The following is a 19,412-nucleotide window of genomic DNA, read 5'->3' on the forward strand; positions in this document are numbered from 1 at the left end:
CGGATGTATAAGCATCTCTAACCGGCAAGAGAATACTGGAGGAGGAGAGATGAGCAAGGCGCAGGACTGGAATCTGCTGGCCCGCGACGCGGTGACGCTGACGGGGGAAAACATATCTCGCCTGGTGAAGGGTCTGCCCTTCAAGGCGAAGTTGGCGTTGCGCGGGCTTCTGCGCATGCAGCACGGCTCGCTTGCCGTTACTCTCCCCGACGGTCGCAGGCTGCTGGTGGAGGGCAAGCAGCCCGGGCCGAAGGCGGCGCTCAGCCTCAACAACTGGAATCTTGCCTATCGGGCGCTGACGAGCGGCACGATCGGGGTCGCCGAAACCTATATGGACGGCGACTGGGACAGCCCCGACATCACCGCCTTCCTCGAACTCTTCCTCGTCAACGGCGAGGCCGCGCACAGTTATGCCAATGGCAAGGGCGGCCTTGGCCGCCTCTTCGAGCGCGTCCGCCATTGGATGAACACCAATACCAAGACGGGCTCGAAGCGCAACATCTCCGCCCATTACGATCTCGGCAACGATTTCTACAGGGAATGGCTCGATCCGAGCATGACCTATTCCTCAGCGCTCTATTCCACGGGCGCCAACGATCTTCAATCGGCCCAGAACGCCAAATACCGGGCGCTCGCCGAGGCAACCGGCATCGGGCCCGGCGATCACGTGCTGGAGATCGGTTGCGGTTGGGGCGGTTTTGCCGAATTTGCCGCAAGTGAGCTGAACTGCAAGGTGACCGGGCTGACGATCAGCCGCGAGCAGCTCGCCTTTGCCCAAGAACGTATCCACAAGGCCGGCCTCGACGACCGCGTGGAATTCCGCTTCCAGGATTACCGAGATGAAGCAGGGCTCTATGACCGGATCGTCTCGATCGAGATGTTCGAAGCGGTCGGCGAGAAATACTGGCCGTCCTATTTCTCCAAACTCAGGCAATGTCTGAAGCCGGGCGGCAAGGCTGGCCTGCAGATCATCACGATCAAGGACGAGTCCTTCGACCAATATCGCAGCAATCCCGACTTCATCCAGAAATACGTCTTTCCCGGCGGGATGCTGCCGACGCGCAACCATCTGGCCGAACTCGCCGGCAAGGTCGATCTGTCGCTGGTCAAGGACTTCGGCTTCGGGCTCGATTACGCCCGCACGCTTGCCGAATGGCGCGAGCGCTTCTGGTCGGTCTGGGAACGCATCCGCCCGATGGGCTTCGACGACCGTTTCAAGCGGCTCTGGGAATTCTATCTGTTCTATTGCGAGGCCGGCTTTCGCGCCCGCAATATCGATGTACGCCAGGTCGTGTTCTCGCGCCGTTGATCATTCCGCCGCATGCGGCGTCACCGGATGGTGACCCGTCAATGACGGCCGCTCCCGCCAGCCGGTCACGCGGTTCACCAGCGTGAAATAAGCGCCATAGGGGAGCAGGCGGGCGAGCTTCAGCATGGTGGTGAAGCGCTTCGGGAACGTGATCTCGAAGGCCTGCGATTTCAACCCGGCAGCAATCTCCCGGGCGGCCTCCTCGACCGATACCAGAGCCGGCATCGGAAAGGCATTCTTCCTCGTCGCCGGCGTATCGACGAAGCCCGGACAGACGAGCTGGATGCGGATGCCCATCTTGTCGAGATCGAATTTCAGGCTTTCCGCCATATTGATCAGCGCCGCCTTGGTGGCGCCATAGGCAGCCCCCGTCGGCAGGCCGCCATAGCCGGTGACGGAGGAAACGATGGCGATCTGTCCCTGCCCTTTCGCCTTCATATGGCGGATCGCCGGCAGCAGGCAGTTGACGACGCCGGAGAGGTTGACGGCAAAGCTCTTCTCGAAATCGGTGCGGTTCAGATCCTCGGCATGGACCGGCAGGTAGACGCCGGCATTGAGGATCGCCATGGCGAGCGTGCCGTGCTCATATTCGATCGAGGCCATGACATGCTCCATGTCCTCGGCATCGGTAACGTCGCCGTCAAGCACAATGATACTGCCCGAAAGGCCATTGGCCTCGGCTTGCAGTTCGACCAGCTTTTCGTGGCTTCTGGCGGTGACGGCGACCTTGTATCCTTCGCCAGCGAGCTTTAACGCAAGCGCCCGGCCGATGCCTGAACTTGCGCCCGAAATCCAGACGATTCCATGTTCGGGATGGGCAATGAAATCACGCATGACATGTTCCTCCGGGCTGCCTGATCAATGCGAAAACAGGTCCGGAAGTTCCTCAACCCCTCCGGATTTACGGCTCTATCACACCATTGTGGCTGCTTTCAGCCGATCAGGTCGCCGATCATCTGACGAAAGGATCCGGTGAGCTTGACCGGTCCGTCCGAGACGGCAAAGGCGATGCACGGCCTGTCCTTTTCGGCAACCGGCCGGTGGTCGACCGTCTCGTCGGCGATGGAGATGTCGCCGGGACCGAAATGGCCGCGTTCATCGTTGAAGGCGCCGTCGAGAATGAGGATCAGTTCCATGCCTTTGTGGGTGTGCGCCGGCAAGGCGCGACCCGGCCGGATCCACATCAGGCTGACCTCGCAGCCGTCCATGTCGAGCGAATATTCCCTGAAGCCCGGCAACCGCTTGCGCCAGGGCACGTTCTCGGCATCGAAGCCCAAGAGATCGCGCAACGCTTGGGGAAACAGCGCATTTTCCGGCCGCGCGGCCGTCCGTGGCGCCGGGACGGGAGACGCCGAGGAAAAGATCGCCGCAAGCCGCCCGTCGCGATCGGCAATGGCAACTTCGGGCGCGCTTTCCAGAGCTTCGCCGGCCAGCAGCTCGAGGCTGTTCACCAGGCTGCGATTGTCCGGTTTCATTTCCAGATGAGACTGCACCAGCACACGCGCCGGCTCGGGCAAGGAGCCGGCAACATAATGCGCCATCAATGCATCGATCGTGTCGATCTGTTCGTGAACCATGTCGGTTTCGGTCACGCCCTGTTGCCGCGCTGCGTTTTCGCTTTGTCGTCATCCGTACGGGGAAAGTCAATCTTCGGATCACCCTTCACACGGCGGGATTGCGGGCCATGCGTCATTTCGGGGGAGGAAAGCAAATTTTATCGTGTCCGCCAGAGGCGTGGAATAGCATTTCTTGCCAACTCAGCCTTGTGAAGGGAAAAGACCATTCCTAAAGTAAGAGTTCGAATAGAGGCAGATTCCATGACCTTCCACCCCTCCGTCCTCGAAGCCATCGGCAACACGCCCCTGATCAAACTCAAGGGCGCCTCAGAGATGACCGGCTGCACCATTCTCGGCAAGGCGGAGTTCCTGAACCCCGGCCAGTCGGTAAAGGATCGCGCCGCGCTCTACATCATCCGCGACGCAGAGCGGAAGGGATTGCTTCGTCCGGGCGGCGTCATCGTCGAGGGTACGGCCGGCAATACCGGCATCGGGCTGACGCTGGTCGCCAAGGCGCTGGGTTATCGCACCGTCATCGTCATCCCGGAAACGCAGAGCCAGGAAAAGAAAGACGCGCTGAAGCTGCTCGGCGCCGAACTCGTCGAAGTGCCCGCCGTTCCCTACAAGAACCCGAACAACTACGTGAAGGTATCCGGGCGGCTGGCAGAGCAGTTGGCGAAGACCGAGCCGAACGGGGCGATCTGGGCAAACCAGTTCGACAACGTCGCCAACCGTCAGGCGCATGTCGAAACGACGGCAAAAGAAATCTGGAAAGACACCGACGGCAAGGTCGACGGCTTCATCTGCTCCGTCGGCTCCGGCGGCACGCTGGCAGGCGTGGCTGCCGGCCTCAAGGCTTTCAAGGCAGACGTCAAGATCGGCATCGCCGATCCCGACGGCGCCGCACTCTATGAATTCTACCAGAACGGCGCGCTGAAATCCGAGGGATCCTCGATCACCGAGGGCATCGGCCAGGGCCGCATCACCGCCAATCTCGAGGGTTTCACGCCTGACTATGCCTATCGGATCCCGGATGCCGAAGCGCTTCCTTATCTCTTCGACCTCGTCGAGAACGAGGGCCTCTGCCTCGGCGGCTCGACAGCGATCAACATTGCCGGCGCGGTCAATCTCGCCCGGGATCTCGGACCTGGTCACACGGTGGTGACGATCCTCTGCGATTACGGCAACCGCTATCAGTCAAAACTCTTCAACCCGGATTTCCTGACGTCGAAAGGACTGCCCGTTCCGGGCTGGATGGCCAAGTCGCCCGATATCCACGTTCCCAACGAGCCCGTGTGAGACCCTATGCCCGTCAATGCCCTCTATCGTGACGACTTCTATCTCTCGACGTGCGAGGCGGTCGTCACCGCCGTTCACGAAGACGGGGGCATCGAACTGGACCAGACCTGCTTCTATGCGACATCAGGTGGCCAGCCTGGTGACACCGGAGAGTTCGAACGCGCCGACGGCAGCAAGATCGCGCTCGGCCAGACGAAGCATGGTCCAAGCAAAGATGTCATCATCCATGTACCGCTCGAAAACGAGCCGCGGCCTGTGGTCGGCGAGACGCTGGTGCTGCATGTCGACTGGCCGCGCCGCTACAGGCTGATGCGCATGCACACGGCCTGCCACCTGCTTTCCGTCGTCTGCTCCTATCCGATCACCGGGGCTGCCGTCGGCGAGGAGGAAAGCCGCGTCGACTTCGACATGATCGAGACGATCGACAAGTACGCGGTGACGGCCAAACTGATGGAACTGGTCGAGCAGAACCATCCGGTCACCCTGCAATGGATCACCGACGAGGAGCTTGTGGCCAATCCCGACATCGTCAAATCGAAGAACGTGCGCCCGCCGATGGGGCTTGGGCGCGTCAGCCTCGTCTGCATCGGCGAAAACTCCTCGATTGACAGCCAACCCTGCGGCGGCACACATGTCTCCGAGACTCAGGAAGTCGGCCGGATCCATATCGCCAAAATCGAAAAGAAGGGCAAAGAGAACCGGCGCTTCCGCATCCGCTTCGGCACGCCCGGCGACGAAGCCTGACCATCAAGGGAGACCATCATGAGTGAGACCAAGAGCCGTTTCGTCGTTTCGGCCGACTGGCTGCAGTCCGAGCTCGGCAAAGCTGACCTGCGCGTGCTGGACGCCTCCTTCTATCTGCCGGCGCAGAAGCGCGATGCCGATGCCGAATATGCGGCCGGCCATATTCCCGGCGCCATCCGTTTCGACCAGGACAAGATCGCCGACCATTCGACGTCGCTGCCGCACACGATCCCCTCGCCCGATTATTTCGCCGCCGAAGTCGGCCGGCTCGGCATCAGCGAGAACGATCGGATCGTCGTCTATGACGGTATCGGCCTGTTCGCCTCGCCGCGCGTTTGGTGGCTTTTCCGGGTGATGGGCGCGAAAAATGTCTTCGTTCTCGATGGCGGTCTCGACGGCTGGAAGGCCGAGGGCCGTCCGCTGGAAACCGCAGCACCCAATCCTGCGTCGGCGACCTTCACGCCCAAATTCGATGAAAGCCGCGTGGTGACGCTTGATAGGATGCGTGACATCGTCTCCAGCGGCGCGATGCAGATCGCCGATGCCCGCAGCGCCGGCCGCTTCGCAGCCGCCGAACCCGAACCGCGTGCCGGCATGCGCTCCGGCCATATGCCTGGCGCCCGCAGCCTGCCCTCCGGCGTCTTCGCCAGCCAGGGCCGATTCAAGTCGCTGCCCGACCTCAGGCAGACGATTGAGGATGCCGGCATCGATCTTTCCAAACCTGTCGTCACCTCCTGCGGCTCGGGAATCACCGCGGCGATCATCACGCTGGCGCTGGAATCGCTCGGCCATCGCGATAACAAGCTTTATGACGGCTCGTGGAGCGAATGGGGCAGTCGTGACGATACGCCCATCGTCACCGGTCCGCCGACGCCGGTCAAAGCCTGATCGCCATGGGGAAGACACCCGCTTCGCTGAAAGCTCACATCACCCGGCTCGAAATGACGGCGCCGCCGAAGGCGAGCATGCCGGTGCCCGTCAACATCCAGACGGCGATCATGCGCACTCCGGAGATCCCGCTGCCCTTCTACCGGTATCTCTACCGGCAGGTGGGTGCGCGCTGGCAATGGGTGGATCGGTTGCGCATGAGCGACGAGCAGCTTGCCGAGACGCTGAACGACAAACGCAACAATATCAGCGTTCTCTACGTGAACGGCGCGCCCGCCGGCTTCTATGAATATTTCTGCGAAGACGAGGATATGATCGAGCTCAGCCATTTCGGCCTGATCGAACATGCGCTCGGTCTCGGCATCGGCAAATGGTTCCTGCTGCAGGCGCTCTATGCCATCTGGTCGCTCAATCCTAAGCGGGTTACCACCACCACCAATAATCTCGACCATCCGCGTGCGCTGCAGCTCTACCAGATGTACGGCTTCTCCCCCGTGTCCACAGGCACCGGCATCGTCCGGCCGCTCAGCGACAAGGAGCTTCTGGAGATTGCACGGAAAAGCTGACGGCTTCTTCCCGACGTAAGTGGAGGCGACTAACGCTGCGTCAGGCTTTTCGGGCGGCGCGGGTCGTTGCGGCGCTCGAAATCGAGCGTGCGGCCCGACTGTTCCTTCAGTTCCGCCACTTCCCGGCGCAGAGCCTTGAGCTCTTCCAGTATTTCCGCATTCTGTTGCGCCAGCAGCGCGAGATCGATGTCGGGCATAGGCTTTTTCCTTTTCGTCATGCAGTTTTGCGGAATTCGATAGCAAATGCCAGCCATGTCGGCTTGGCCAAAAGCCGACATTCACGCTGAGCGGAAATCACTTAGCGCGCAGGGGACTGTCGCCGTACCGGCGGCCGGTGATCAGCCATGCGCGCGAATCGAATTGAATTCCGTGGGGTGTCCGGTGCTCCTCCAGCATGTCGAGCAGCCGCGCCCGTATTTCGGCTGTCTTGGCGGGACGATCGAGGGCGTTCTTCACATTTTCAAATGTCTGAATCGTCACCAATGCAGTCTCGGGATCCGGACCGTAGAACACAGGCTCGTTGACTTCATGAAACTCGATGGCAGTGAACCCCGCCGTTTCTAGCAGTCCAGACGTTACCGAGGTTTCGCTCAGCGAAAAGGCTTTGCTAGCCGCAACCGGACCGGTTGAATCCGGATCAAGCGCCTCCTGTATGGCGGTCGCCCACTCATTGTGGTCTCTGCCCTGCCAGACCATGAAAATGAAACGCCCACCCGGGCGTACGGCGTTGGCGATGTTGGCGAAAGCCACCGCCGGATCGGCGAAGAACATGACACCAAATCGACTGATGCAAAGGTCGAATTCCCCTTTTGCGAAGACATGGTTCTGTGCATCCGCCAGTTCGAACGTCGCATTGGGTAGTCCCTCCTCGGCGCTGCGCCGGCGGGCAATCTCCAGCATCGTGGCGGACAGGTCTATCCCGTGCGCCCGTCCTGCTTCGGCAGCGCGAGCGGCGTCACGTGTGGTTTGTCCGGCGCCGCAACCGATATCGAGAACACGATCAGACCGCCCGACCGCGGCGGCGACCCGAAAATGCGCGTTATGGAGAGCAAGCTCGGCATCATAGAAGTCCGCGAAGTTCAATGCTGCTTCTTCGGCCATCATCTGTCCCTCCAAACCGAAATTCGTGATGGGTTAGCCACCCAGCCAGCGCCCTCTCAAAACCGAGCAGCGGCCCGACCATGGGCCATCCGATCGTGTACCACGGTATGAAGACGCCCAATATGCCCGGCGCACTCCCGCAGTGTCTGAGGTTACGAGGAGGTGGGAGTGTGCGCTTTGCGAAAGAAGCAAACTCCGCGTTTCACTCGATCGCCAATGCCTGCGGTGCGCAAGAATCGGGTGGCTTGCACACTCGTCCGGGTGCATTTCATGGCTATCACAAAGGAGATCTGCCATGACCGCCATTCGTTTTGTTGCCATGCCAACGACCGACGCCGAACACCTCTGGAACGGCGGGCGCGACGCCTATGACGGGCTGCCCGAGACGATAGTTTCCGACGGTGACGGCAATCCCTGCCGCCACTGCTTGGGGAATATCGAAGAAGGCGAGGAACTGCTGGTTTTCGCCTACCGGCCCTTCCCCGCGCTGCAGCCCTATGCCGAAACCGGCCCGATTTTCCTACACAAACAGCCCTGCCGACGTTACGCCGCCGAAGAGATCCAGCCGCCGATGCTGGCGATGAGCCCCGACTTCATCGTCCGCGGCTATAGCGCCAACGATCGCATCGTCTATGGCACCGGTGCGGTGACTGATATTGCTGAGATTCAGGCCTATGCCGAGACATTGCTCGCGCGGTCGGAGATCGGCTATGTGCATGTGCGCTCAGCGCGCAACAACTGCTTCCAATGCCGGATCGACAAGGTAAAGGCGCCTGCCCCAGCGGAGAACGGCGCCTGATAGGCGGCGGGCGAGGCGCAACGAGAAGTCGTCAATTCGCCGGCACGCTCCTTCTGCTGTGATCGGCTCGGCGGTTTCGGTTTCCCCTAACGAATGCTTTCGGGATCGCGCGCCTTCGAATGTTATCAAACGCCGCGCAAGGCAATGATCCGCGAACCTGCGGAAGCCTGCCGTTGGTGTGCGAGCGGCGCATATTCGGGCGATGCAAAGAGACCACGGATGGCATCCATATCGAGAAACTCGATGATCAGCATATTCGTCGCCTGCCAGCCTTCGAGTTCGAGTGGCGCGTCATCGAGGGCGATGAGGCGGCCGCCGGCCTTTACCACCAGGGGCAAGGCCTTCGAGCGGTAATCGGCGATAGCTTCGGGGTCGTGGATATCGAGATCGACAACGAGGTAGGCGGACATGATGATATCCTTTCAATCAGTGTGAAGTTTAGGGAGTGTGTTTTTCGCGTGCGGCGGGGCGGCTTATGGCAAATGCCGCCACTTCACCATGCGCTTCCGGAGATCGAGCGTGCCGCCATCGACGGTGAAGCTGCCGTCACCGCTATGATGCATGGCCCGTCGTTCCTTGCGGGTCTCGTCGATCCAGATCCTCTTCGCTTCGAGGATAAAGAGATTGTATCGATCGACGAGACCCGGATCGGCAACACGGCATTCGATATTGGCAAGGCAGTCCACCAGCAGCGGCGCCGCGACATCCTTTGCTGGACGAGTCCTCAAGCTGAACCGCTCGAACTTGTCCACCGTGTCACCGGAGCAATTACCGATGTCCACCACGGTTTCGGCAAGATCGACACCTGGAATCGCAATCACGCATTCGCCGGTCTTTTTCAGGGTCCGGTGGCTGAAGTCCCAGGGGCCGATGACGCAACCGATCAACGGCGGTGCATGCTGGATCATCATGTGAAAACCCATCGTCATCACATTCTGCGTGCCCTCAAGGCTCGTCGTCACGAGAACGATCGGGCCGGGTTCGAGCAGGCGATAGGCCTGGGAAGCGGAAATCTCTTTCATCGTGCGGCTCCTTCGCGAGTCTCTTCCCCGCACCTGTGCGGGGAAGCTGAAAGACGCTCTGGCGTGATTACCAGCCCTGTTCGACCGGCAGAACGAAGAGTTCCGCGACATTCACATGCGCTGGCGCCTGCGCCGCGAAGACGATGGTGTCGCCGATGTCCGCGCCCTGCAGGAACGTCATCTGCTTGGCAAGGTCGTCCATCTGCTTGATATAGCCAGGCTCGGTGATGTGATCGTACAGCTCTGTTGCCACGGCGCCCGGCTGGATGCAGGTCACCCGGATATTGTGCTTCTGGCCCACTTCCATGCGCAGGCCGTCGGAGAACGCGGCGACCGCATGCTTGGTGGCGCAATAGACCGACAGGCCTTTGAAGACCTTGCGGCCAGCAATCGACGACATGTTGAAAATGTGGCCGGAATGCTGATTGATCATCTGCGGCAGAACGGCGGCCGTGGTGTTCAGCAGGCCTTTGACATTGACCTCGACCATCCGGTGCCATTCGTCGACTTTGAACTGATCGACATCCGAAAGCGGCATCAGGCCAGCATTATTGACGAGAATGTCGATCGAACCATAGGCACCCACCAGCTTTTTGACGCCGGCTTCGACAGCGGCTGGATCGACCACGTCCATTTCGATCACGAGGACTTCACCGCCCTTCGAGACTATCTCCTTTTTGAGGTCTGCAAGCTTGTCGATGCGACGGGCGGCGATACCAACCTTTGCGCCGGCCTCGGCGAGCTTCAATGCGGTTGCGGCGCCGATGCCGCTCGAGGCGCCGGTGACCAGCGCGATTTTTCCATCGATATTCGTCATGGTTTATCTCCTTGTCTTGGCGCCCTTCCAACTGAAACGGCGGTCGTGTTCGACGCGGAGGAACATAAGGAGGAGGGCTTGATCCCTCTCTCGGGACCTTGCGAGACCTGTCGGGGTCTTGCTCAAATCAGCAACTCTAACGCATGTCGCGCAAAACTGTGCAGCGGTTTTGCGATAACGACATGCGTAAAAACAAAGACCTAAAGCGCGAGGAGCGAATCTGAAAGATTGCGACGCGCTTTAGCTGCGACGGTAATCGCTGGGGGAGACACCAGCCTCACGGCGAAAAATCTGAGCAAAATGGCTGGGGCTCGAATACCCCACGGACATGCCGATCTCGATGATGCTGATATTGGTTTCCTGCAGAAGTTGCCGGGCTTTGGCGATGCGTTGGCGAATGAAATAATGGGATGGAGAAAGGCCGGTGGCCTTCTTGAAGAGGCGGCTGAAGTGAAAAGCGCTCATGCCGGCCGTTTGCGCCAGACGTGCGAGATCAAACGGCTCGTGAAGGTTGGCGTCCATGAATGCGATGGCCCGCCGTAGCTTGGCACCCGGGAGGGCATTTGACGGCCGTGCCTCTGCGTCAAATGTTGCATATTGCCGGATAAGATGAACGGCGAGCGTCTGCGCCAATCCCTGCACGAAGAGCCGACTTCCCTGCCCTTCTGCCGTCAGTTCAGCATGGATCAGTTCCAGCATGCTGGAAAGATGTTGGTCGCGGCCGCCCGATATGTCACGCAGGCGCATGGCGCTGGCAGCCTTGCCGAGAACCTCTTCCGTCACCCGGTCAAACAACGGAACGGAGAGATAGAGATGCATCACCTGGAAGGTTCGTCTCCCTCGGCACGCCAGCGCATTTCGTATGGCGTGGGCGACCGCGTCAGAAAAAAATCCCCGACTCTGACTGTGTTGGCCTCCCACTCCCCACCCAGATCACGTTCCTCCACACATGCCTGGCCTGAGATTACCCAAACAATGAGAGGCTCGGCGACCGCCGGAACAAGAAAGGGTTGTTGCACCTTCAAGCGGGAAAACACCTGCACGAATAGATCGGTCCAGGCCGGTCCATCCCCGCTGACGAGTGTTCTACCGGCAATATATGTTTCGAGGCCGGCAGGTGACGTTCGAAGCGGAACCGGCGATGTTTGCTCTCGGCGATCAACCGTCATTGCTGCTCCGTTTAGATGCGACTGCCCATCGGCATGATACGATAGACACTGATCGGCGGGACACAACTCGTCGCGCTGCGTGACAAGGAAAAGCATAACTCCAACGCCGCCGACGGTCGCGGTTCGATTACAGCTGCGCCGTCATAGAAGGAAGGCGGCATCCCCTCGGATACCGCCCTCCCGACCGAAAAATAGCGCTGTAAGTCGTCACCTAGAGTCAGCTAGCTTACGCTACGTTCAGCACGCTTTCCGGCGCGAAGGCCTCGTAGCCCAGCGCGTCGGCGACCGGCTTGCTGGTAATGCGGCCCTTGTGCACGTTGAGGCCGTTCCTCAGATGCCTGTCTTCGGCGATGGCGCGCAGGCCGCGGTCGGCTAGCGCCAGGCCATGAACCAATGTGGCATTGTTCAGCGCGTGCGCCGAGGTGACCGGCACGGCGCCTGGCATGTTGGCGACGCAATAATGCACGACGCCGTCGACTTCGTAAGTCGGATCGGAATGGGTCGTCGCATGCGAGGTCTCGAAGCAGCCGCCCTGGTCGATGGCGACATCGACGATGACGGAGCCCTTCTTCATGCCGGACAGCATCTCGCGGGTAACGAGCTTCGGAGCGGCAGCACCCGGGATCAGCACGGCGCCGATAATGAGATCGGCCGAGAAGACTTCCTCCTCCAGCGCCTGGATGCTGGAATAACGGGTGTGGATGCGGCCTGCGAAGATATCGTCGAGCTGGCGCAGACGCGGGAGCGACTTGTCGAGGATGCTGACATCGGCGCCGAGGCCGGCGGCCATCCTGGCCGCATGCAGGCCAACGACGCCGCCACCGATGACCGCGACCTTGGCCGGCAACACGCCGGGTACGCCGCCGAGCAGGACGCCAAGGCCACCATTGGCCTTCTGCAGTGCGGTGGCTCCTGCCTGGATCGACAGGCGTCCGGCGACCTCCGACATCGGCGCCAGCAACGGCAGGCCGCCGCGCTCGTCAGTCACCGTCTCATAGGCGATCGCGGTGACGCCGGAGGCGATGAGACCCTTGGTCTGTTCGGGATCCGGCGCCAGATGCAGATAGGTGTAGAGAAGCTGGCCGTCACGGAGCAGCGCCCATTCGGCAGGCTGCGGCTCCTTCACCTTGACGATCATGTCGCACTTTTCGAAGATATCCTTGGCGGAGGCGGCGATCTTGGCGCCAGCCGCGGCATAGGCAGCATCATCAGCGCCGATACCGACGCCTGCCTTGGTCTCCACCCAGACCTCGTGGCCGTGGGCAACATATTCTCGCACCGAAGCCGGCGTCAGGCCGACGCGATATTCATGATTCTTGATTTCCTTCGGGCAACCGACACGCATGCGCGTTCCTCTCATTTTATCTCCGCGTCGCGGATTTTTTCAGATGAGGAATCCAACCATCAAGACAGTGAAATGTCCTTGCAAAGACGATTTGCGAAGATGCGATTTTTCGGCGATTATTGCATTTATCCTATCTTTTTTCGAAGGTTCTTCGAATGGCTGATCTCGATACCATCGATCTTGCGATTCTCCGGGCATTGCAGGCCAATGCTCGCATCACCAATGCCGAACTTGCCGAAAGGATCGGATTGTCGCCTTCGGCCTGTTCCCGCCGGCTCGACATCTTGGAAAGAAGCGGCGTCATCGGCGGCTACCATGCGCGGCTTTCACACAAGGCGCTCGACTACAAGATGATCGCCATCGTGCATATCTCGCTCTCCGGCCAGTTCGCCAAGACGCTGGCGGAATTCGAGGCAGCAGTGAAGCTCTGCCCGAACGTGCTCGTCTGCTACCTCATGTCGGGCGAATACGACTATATCCTCAGGGTCGCCGCCCGCGACCTCGAGGACTATGAGCGCATCCACCGCGACTGGCTGTCGGCCCTGCCCCATGTCGTCAAGATCAATTCCAGCTTCGCGCTCAGAGAAATCATCGACAAGCCGAATGTCGGGCTTTGAGGCCTTGCATCTTCGCCGAAAGCCTGCCCAGACTTTTCACGCTCGCGGGCGTTTCCCGCTCATTGGCAAGTCATGACATCGAAGACCCAAGGCTATATTTTCGTTCTGCTGGCGCTCACCATCTTTTCACTGCAGGACGCCATCTCGAAACATCTGGCGACGGCCTATCCGCCGATCTTCGTGACGATGATCCGCTATTGGGCCTTTGCGCTTTTCACGATCATCCTCGCTTCGAAGATGCGCGGTGGGATCAAGGCGACGGCCCGCACCAAACGCCCCTTCCTGCAGGTGACGCGCGGCGTTCTGCTTGCGGTTCAGGTGGTTCTGGCCATCACCTGCTTTGCCGTGATCGGCCTTGCCCGTTCACAGGCGATCTTTTCCGCGACGCCGATCCTGATCGCGCTGCTGGCGATGCCGATCCTCGGCGAACGGGTCGGGTGGCGGCGGTGGGCAGCGATCGGCGCCGGACTTTTCGGGGTGCTGCTGATCCTGAAGCCGGAAGGCGAATTTTTCGACGTGAAGCTGCTTCTCGCCGTCCTTTCCTGCTTCAACTTTGCCTTCTACGTCATCGCCACCCGCCTGGTCAGCCGCGACGACTCGTCGATGACCAGCTTCTTCTATACCGGCGTCGTCGGCGGCGTCACGATGACGCTGGTTGGGCCGTTCTATTGGAGCTGGATGGCGCCGGGCGACTGGGGCTGGATGGCGCTCGTCTGCATGACCAGCATCTCCAGCCATTATTTCCTGATCCGCGCCTACGATGTTCTCGATGCCGCCGCCGTCCAGCCGCTGACCTATCTGTCACTTGTCTACGCTTCTATCTTCGGCATGGTGATCTATGGCGAAACGCTCAGCTTCAACATGATAGTCGGCTCGGCGATCGTGGTCGCCGCCGGCATCTTCACCGTCTGGCGCGAACATGTGGTGGGACGCAGGGCCGCTGCTGCCAATTGACGTTTCACTGCAATTTTAGCCAAGCCCCTAAAACCATTTCAATTTTCCGGCGCTATGCTCCCTGGCTATATCAAGGGAGACAGTATGACCCGCAACTTGAAAATCACGGCCCGAAAGGCCGATCGGAAAAACTGCCGCGTGTTCGGCCATGTCAAATACCTGAACAGCCAGGTGGATGCCCGCATCCTCAACCTATCGCCAACCGGTGCCGCCCTGGAGATGAAGGGGCCGCTCCATGCTGCCTCCGGCAGCAAGGTGCGCATCGAGGCCGAAAACCTCGGGCTGCTCGAAGGTGTCATCCGCTGGAAGCATAATGGCCGCGTCGGCATCCAGTTCGACGTGAATTCGAATGCGCGGGCGCAGATCTCCTCCTATTTCCGCTTTTTCCATAAGGAGATGCGGCCGGTACTGGCAGTACGCCCGCTGGTTAGAACCGCCGTCAACGTCGAGCGGACGCCCCACTTAACAACATCGACGCCAAACTCGTAAGGTTGCCCGGCCTTTGCGCCGAAGGAGCGGCTGAGATGCTCCAGCGGCTGCGGTTGACGCTGACGCCGAGGATGACCGCGCCTTGCGTTTGCGGCAGCCTGGCGCCGAGTGACTGAACCATAAATTGCATTTCAGAGCCATGACGCTTTTCCGGCGGATTGTTTTGACGTCCTGTCATTTTCGCAGTGTACTCCTCGCCAAATCGTCCTAATTCTGACGGGCCGGACGATGCATGACCCTGAAGGAGAGTTTCCATGTCTTCCAATTTCGATGTTGGCGTAATGAGCCGCCGTTCCCTGCTCGGCGGCCTCGCCGCCACTTCCGCCCTGGTGCTGCTGCATCCTTTCAGCGCCCGCGCCAGCGCCAACCAGGCGCATCTCAGGCTCATGGAAACGACCGACATTCACGTTAATGTCTTCCCCTATGACTATTATGCCGACAAGCCGAACGACACGATGGGTCTTGCGCGCACCGGGACGATCATCGACGGCATCCGCGCCGAGGCTATCAACTCACTGCTGATCGACAATGGCGACGTGCTGCAGGGCAATCCGATGGGCGACTACATGGCCTATCAGCACGGCATGAAGGACGGCGACGTCCATCCGGTGATCAAGGCGATGAACACGCTCGGCTATACGGTTGGCACGCTCGGCAATCACGAGTTCAACTACGGCCTCGACTTCATGTTCAAGGTCCTATCAGGCGCGAACTTCCCCTTCGTCTGCGCCAACCTGACCAAGGGCCAGCTCGCCTCGGACCCGAAGCAGGACGATCTCTTCTTCAAGCCCTACATCATTCTGGAAAAGCAGATCAAAGACGGCGCCGGCAATGAGAGCCCCGTCAAGATCGGCTTCATCGGCTTCGTACCGCCGCAGATCATGCTCTGGGACATCAAGAACCTCGAAGGCAAGGCGCAGACGCGCGACATCGTCGAGGCCGCCAAGGCCTGGGTTCCCGCCATGAAGGAAGCCGGCGCCGATATCATCATTGCGCTCTCGCATTCCGGCATCGACGGCAGCGCACCATCCGAAAAGATGGAGAACGCCTCGCTGCATCTCGCCGCCGTCGATGGGATCGACGCGATCTTCACCGGCCACCAGCATCTCGTCTTCCCCGGCCCGAAGAGCTGGGACGGCGTCGCCAATGCCGACCCCGTCAAGGGTACGCTGCACGGCAAGCCCGCCGTGATGGCCGGCTTCTGGGGCTCGCATCTCGGCCTTATCGACCTGCTGCTCGAAAAGGACGGCAACAGCTGGAAGATCGTCGATTTCACCTCGGAAGCACGGCCGATCTATCATCGCGACGACAAGAAGAAGGTGATTGCCGACTACGCCGACAAGAAGGACGTGGTCGAAGCCGCCAAGGCCGAGCACGAAGCGACACTTGCCTATGTCCGCACCCCGGTCGGCAAGACGTCAGCACCGCTCTATTCCTACTTCGCACTCGTCGCCGACGATCCCTCGGTGCAGGTCGTCAGCCAAGCCCAGACCTGGTACATCAAGCAGATGCTCGCCGACACCGAGTTCAAGGACCTGCCGGTGCTTTCGGCGGCGGCTCCCTTCAAGGCCGGCGGTCGCGGCGGCGCCGATTACTATACCGATGTTCCGGCCGGCGATATCGCCATCAAGAACGTCGCCGACCTCTATCTCTACCCGAACACGGTGCAGGCTGTTGCCATCACCGGCGCCCAGGTGAAGAACTGGCTCGAAATGTCAGCCGGCATGTTCAATCACATCGAGGCCGGCTCGAAGGATGCGGCGCTGCTCAATACCGATTTCCCCTCCTACAATTTCGACGTGATCGACGGCGTCACCTACCAGATCGACCTGTCGCAGCCGCCGAAATATGATTCATCAGGCAAGCCGATCCATCCGGACGCCAACCGCATCCAGAACCTCGCCTTCAACGGCAAGCCGATCGACCCGGCTCAAAAGTTCGTCGTCGTCTCGAACAACTACCGCGCCGGCGGCGGTGGCAATTTCCCTGAGATCACCGCGGATAAGGTGATCTTCCAGGCGCCGGATACCAACCGCGACGTTATCGTCCGCTATATCCATGATCAGGGCACGATCAATCCGTCGGCTGACGCAAACTGGACCTTCAAGCCACTCGCGGGCACGACCGCGACCTTCGAAAGCGGCCCGAAGGCGAAGCAGTTCCTCGCCGAGGTCAAGAGCGTGAAGATCGAGGATGCCGGCGAAGGGGCCGATGGTTTCTCGAAGTTCAGGCTGGTTCTTTAAGCCGAAGAGGATGCCGGCGAAGGCGCGTCCGCCGCGCCTTCGTCATTCGGCCGCGAGCGGTATCGCGGGTTCCTGGAGTTCCGCCATCTGCGCATGAAAATCGGCCTGGTTCGGGCAATGGGAAAGCCGCGTGCGGAACGCGTCGATCATCCAGGTGGCGGCAGGTCCGGGCGGGTTGGCGAGTTGGCGCACCGAATATATCGGATACTCCCCCTGTTCGTAGGCATCCAGATCGAGATGGACGAGCGTGCCGCCAACGAGATCGTCATGGATCACGGAAGCCGGAAGGCCGCCCCAGCCAAGGCCGGCCTTGATGAGCTGGTGCTTCGTTGCAATATCACTGACGCGCCATGTCTTGTAGGACAGAACGTTGAAATCGCGCCCCTTCGTCCGGCCCGACGCATCGGTGACGACGAGTTGCACTTCCTCGCGGACGTCGCCGAGCGTCAGTGGCCGGCCGATCCCGGCAAGCGGGTGGTTGCGCGCGGCAACCGGCAACATGAAGGAATGACCGATCCGTTCCGTGACGATCGAATCGTCCTGCTTGACGACCGCGCCACCAATCCCGATCGTCGCCTTGCCGCTGAGGACGAGATCCATGACCATTCCGAGCTCGCCGACATTGAGGCTCAACGAAACGGATGGAAACATCTCGCGGAATTCGTGGAGGACGTCCACCAGGGCTCGCGAAGGCACCATGACGCTGATGGCGACCGAAACCTCCGCTTCGAGCCCTTCCCTCAGGCTCTTGACGCGCGCCCGCATGACCTGCAGGTCGCCCAGAATGCGCCGCGCATCCTCCAGCATCGCCTTGCCAGCCTCCGTCAGCCTCGGCTGGCGTGCGCCGAAGCGCTCGAAAAGCGGCACTTCGAGCTGTGCTTCCAGATTGGCGATCGTATAGCTCACGACTGACTGTGCCCGGTTCAGCGCCCGCGAAGCGGCCGAAAAGCTGCCGGTCTCGGCAACGGTCAAAAACACCTGCAATTGGTCCAGAGTCGGGTTCGGTAGCATCTTCTATCCATTCCATCGATAGTTTCGATCGACATTATCACCGTTTTTTCGATAGCAGGCCAGACCTATTTTCCTCATCGAGACTGCGGCTCACCTCCCAGCAACGGGCCGTCAAATCCCATTCGAAAGGAAATGCACCATGTCGTCCATCCTTCTTCTGACGTCCAGCCCGCGCGCCGAATCGCTCTCGACGCCGATCGCCGTCGATCTCGCCGAAAAGCTGAAGAGCCAGAATCCGGGCAGCGTCGTCGTTCGCCGCGACCTTGCCGCCAACCCGCTGCCGCATATCGATGACCTCTTCACCGGCGCGATCCGCAAGCCGCCCGAGGCCCGCACCGCTGAGGAAACCGTTGCCGTCAAGACTTCCGACGAGCTTGTCAACGAACTGCTCGCCGCCGACACGATCGTCATCAGCACCGGCCTCATCAACTTCAACATCTATTCGTCGCTGAAGACCTGGATCGACAACGTCGCCCGTGCCGGGCTGACCTTCAAATACACGGAAAGTGGTCCGGTCGGCCTCGCAACCGGCAAGAAGGTTTATGTGGTGCTCGCCTCGGGTGGCGTCTACTCGCAGGGCCCGGCCGCCGCCTTGAACCATGCCGTACCGTACCTGAAGTCGGTTCTCGGCTTCCTCGGCATCAGCGATATCGAGACCATTTATGTCGAAGGCCTGGCCTTCGGTCCGGAAGCTGCAGAAAAGGCCATCGACGCCGCCAAGTCGCGCGTCCAGGAAATCGCACTGGCGGCCTGATCGGCTCTTCGACGCTCCATGGAACGGCCGGCCTTTGCCGGCCGTTTTTCATTTGTCGATATCGGCGACAAAATCCCGGACCGTTGCCAGGATTTCGGCCGAGAGTTCCTCATCGGACGAAATCCTGGCAAGGCCGACCCCGCCGGTCATCATCGCGAAGGCCATGATCGCCCTGCGCCGCCGTTCGCTATCGTCCGCTCCCGCAGCCTTGCTCGCCAATGACGCGAAATTGCGCCGGAGCCCGTCCGTCGCAATCCCCCGCGCCTTCTCGCCGCTGCGTGATATATCGGAGGTCAGCGCGGCAAAAGGGCAGCCTTCACCGGGATTGTCGCGATGATAGGCGCTCACATAACGATCGGCGACATCGGCAGCCGTCATCTCCGCCGGGTTCACCCCCTCGGCCTCCAGCTTGCGTCCCCATGAATCGAAAGCGGACTGGATCGCCTCGGCGACCAGATCGTCGCGGGAGGCGAAATGCTTGTAGAAGCCGCCGACGGTCAGTCCGGCCTCCTTCATCAGGTCGGCGACGCCAATACCTTCGAGCCCCTCCTCGCGCAGCCGCTTCGACGCGGTCTCGACAATCTTCCCGTGCGTCTTCTGTTTTTCCAGCTGCGAACGACCCATCGGACATCTCCCCGGCACCAATCGAATGAGCATGATGTCGGCCGAAAACCGCTTACACTTTTCGGCATCATGCTTCTCTTGACTCATGTGGATTATCATCATAAT

The 19,412-nt window shown here is 60.5% G+C and carries 21 protein-coding genes and 1 pseudogene; 11 read left to right on the forward strand and 11 right to left on the reverse strand.

All coding sequences use genetic code 11. From position 1 onward, the window contains the following. Positions 1–49 precede the first annotated feature (49 nt). Positions 50–1,309, forward strand: a complete 1,260-nt coding sequence (locus tag C3Y91_RS07770) for an SAM-dependent methyltransferase (protein ID WP_024320613.1) — start codon at positions 50–52, stop codon at positions 1,307–1,309. Here C3Y91_RS07770 and C3Y91_RS07775 read toward each other — a convergent pair whose 3' ends face one another. Further along, complete coding sequence (locus C3Y91_RS07775; RefSeq protein WP_024320612.1) at positions 1,310–2,143, reverse strand: SDR family NAD(P)-dependent oxidoreductase; 834 nt, start codon at positions 2,141–2,143, stop codon at positions 1,310–1,312. It lies immediately after the preceding gene. A 98-nt stretch (positions 2,144–2,241) separates the two neighbouring features. Further along, positions 2,242–2,901 carry a ChrR family anti-sigma-E factor gene (locus C3Y91_RS07780; protein WP_024320611.1) on the reverse strand — a complete coding sequence of 220 codons (660 nt, stop codon included), beginning with the start codon at positions 2,899–2,901 and terminating at the stop codon, positions 2,242–2,244. A 225-nt stretch (positions 2,902–3,126) separates the two neighbouring features. Between C3Y91_RS07780 and C3Y91_RS07785 the strand changes: the two genes are divergently transcribed. From C3Y91_RS07785 to C3Y91_RS07800, 4 genes are read left to right on the forward strand one after another with little or no spacing between them, the layout of a single operon-like run. Beyond that, positions 3,127–4,164 carry a cysteine synthase A gene (locus C3Y91_RS07785; RefSeq protein ID WP_168575220.1) on the forward strand — a complete coding sequence of 346 codons (1,038 nt, stop codon included), beginning with the start codon at positions 3,127–3,129 and terminating at the stop codon, positions 4,162–4,164. A gap of 6 nt (positions 4,165–4,170) precedes the next feature. Beyond that, complete coding sequence (locus C3Y91_RS07790) at positions 4,171–4,908, forward strand: alanyl-tRNA editing protein (RefSeq protein ID WP_168575221.1); 738 nt, start codon at positions 4,171–4,173, stop codon at positions 4,906–4,908. 18 nt (positions 4,909–4,926) lie between these two features. After that, a complete protein-coding gene (sseA, locus tag C3Y91_RS07795) occupies positions 4,927–5,796 on the forward strand; it encodes a 3-mercaptopyruvate sulfurtransferase (RefSeq protein WP_018073317.1) in 870 nt (289 codons plus the stop codon). 5 nt (positions 5,797–5,801) lie between these two features. Next, a complete protein-coding gene (locus C3Y91_RS07800) occupies positions 5,802–6,362 on the forward strand; it encodes a GNAT family N-acetyltransferase (RefSeq protein ID WP_018073316.1) in 561 nt (186 codons plus the stop codon). Between the two features lie 29 nt (positions 6,363–6,391). Here C3Y91_RS07800 and C3Y91_RS07805 read toward each other — a convergent pair whose 3' ends face one another. Continuing rightward, positions 6,392–6,559, reverse strand: coding sequence for a hypothetical protein (locus tag C3Y91_RS07805; protein WP_226306600.1), 168 nt, complete (start codon positions 6,557–6,559; stop codon positions 6,392–6,394). Between the two features lie 97 nt (positions 6,560–6,656). Continuing rightward, a complete protein-coding gene (locus C3Y91_RS07810) occupies positions 6,657–7,466 on the reverse strand; it encodes a class I SAM-dependent methyltransferase (protein WP_024320609.1) in 810 nt (269 codons plus the stop codon). Between the two features lie 292 nt (positions 7,467–7,758). On the opposite strand from C3Y91_RS07810, the gene C3Y91_RS07815 reads away from it, so the two are divergent. Then, entirely contained in the window at positions 7,759–8,262 is a 504-nt protein-coding gene (locus tag C3Y91_RS07815; RefSeq protein ID WP_018073313.1) for a DUF1203 domain-containing protein, read from the forward strand. Between the two features lie 125 nt (positions 8,263–8,387). Here the strand turns inward: C3Y91_RS07815 and C3Y91_RS07820 are convergent, their stop codons facing one another. The 5 genes and pseudogenes from C3Y91_RS07820 to ald all read right to left on the reverse strand — a co-directional run bounded on the left by C3Y91_RS07820 (position 8,388) and on the right by ald (position 12,615). Then, complete coding sequence (locus C3Y91_RS07820) at positions 8,388–8,672, reverse strand: DUF1330 domain-containing protein (protein WP_018073312.1); 285 nt, start codon at positions 8,670–8,672, stop codon at positions 8,388–8,390. 63 nt (positions 8,673–8,735) lie between these two features. Continuing rightward, positions 8,736–9,284 carry a flavin reductase family protein gene (locus tag C3Y91_RS07825; RefSeq protein WP_075223949.1) on the reverse strand — a complete coding sequence of 183 codons (549 nt, stop codon included), beginning with the start codon at positions 9,282–9,284 and terminating at the stop codon, positions 8,736–8,738. 67 nt (positions 9,285–9,351) lie between these two features. Beyond that, positions 9,352–10,101 (reverse strand): SDR family oxidoreductase, encoded by a 750-nt coding sequence (locus C3Y91_RS07830; RefSeq protein WP_024320607.1) that lies wholly within the window; start codon positions 10,099–10,101, stop codon positions 9,352–9,354. Between the two features lie 240 nt (positions 10,102–10,341). Further along, positions 10,342–11,270, reverse strand: a pseudogene (locus C3Y91_RS07835) (helix-turn-helix domain-containing protein). Positions 11,271–11,496: 226 nt separating this feature from the next. Next, complete coding sequence (gene ald / locus C3Y91_RS07840) at positions 11,497–12,615, reverse strand: alanine dehydrogenase (protein ID WP_018073309.1); 1,119 nt, start codon at positions 12,613–12,615, stop codon at positions 11,497–11,499. A gap of 155 nt (positions 12,616–12,770) precedes the next feature. Here ald and C3Y91_RS07845 point away from each other — a divergent pair, with 155 nt between their 5' ends. From C3Y91_RS07845 to C3Y91_RS07860, 4 genes are all read left to right on the forward strand, one after another. Then, on the forward strand, positions 12,771–13,232 hold the full coding sequence (locus C3Y91_RS07845; RefSeq protein WP_003538804.1) for an Lrp/AsnC family transcriptional regulator: 462 nt from the start codon (positions 12,771–12,773) through the stop codon (positions 13,230–13,232). A gap of 72 nt (positions 13,233–13,304) precedes the next feature. Beyond that, positions 13,305–14,186 (forward strand): DMT family transporter, encoded by an 882-nt coding sequence (locus tag C3Y91_RS07850; RefSeq protein ID WP_024320606.1) that lies wholly within the window; start codon positions 13,305–13,307, stop codon positions 14,184–14,186. Between the two features lie 84 nt (positions 14,187–14,270). Beyond that, positions 14,271–14,675, forward strand: a complete 405-nt coding sequence (locus C3Y91_RS07855; RefSeq protein WP_018073308.1) for a PilZ domain-containing protein — start codon at positions 14,271–14,273, stop codon at positions 14,673–14,675. A 254-nt stretch (positions 14,676–14,929) separates the two neighbouring features. Next, entirely contained in the window at positions 14,930–16,918 is a 1,989-nt protein-coding gene (locus tag C3Y91_RS07860; RefSeq protein ID WP_024320605.1) for a bifunctional 2',3'-cyclic-nucleotide 2'-phosphodiesterase/3'-nucleotidase, read from the forward strand. A 42-nt stretch (positions 16,919–16,960) separates the two neighbouring features. On the opposite strand, the gene C3Y91_RS07865 is transcribed toward C3Y91_RS07860, so the two are convergent. Next, the gene (locus C3Y91_RS07865; protein ID WP_024320604.1) at positions 16,961–17,929 is read right to left on the reverse strand and encodes a LysR family transcriptional regulator; all 969 of its coding nucleotides are present in this window, start codon (positions 17,927–17,929) and stop codon (positions 16,961–16,963) included. 139 nt (positions 17,930–18,068) lie between these two features. Between C3Y91_RS07865 and C3Y91_RS07870 the strand changes: the two genes are divergently transcribed. Beyond that, complete coding sequence (locus C3Y91_RS07870) at positions 18,069–18,683, forward strand: FMN-dependent NADH-azoreductase (protein WP_018073305.1); 615 nt, start codon at positions 18,069–18,071, stop codon at positions 18,681–18,683. 48 nt (positions 18,684–18,731) lie between these two features. Here C3Y91_RS07870 and C3Y91_RS07875 read toward each other — a convergent pair whose 3' ends face one another. After that, positions 18,732–19,307: a TetR/AcrR family transcriptional regulator gene (locus C3Y91_RS07875; protein WP_024320603.1), complete on the reverse strand. Its 576-nt coding sequence runs from the start codon at positions 19,305–19,307 to the stop codon at positions 18,732–18,734. Positions 19,308–19,412 lie beyond the last annotated feature (105 nt).

It is taken from the genome of Rhizobium ruizarguesonis (assembly GCF_012349115.1).
Taxonomy (GTDB): Bacteria; Pseudomonadota; Alphaproteobacteria; order Rhizobiales; family Rhizobiaceae; genus Rhizobium; species Rhizobium ruizarguesonis.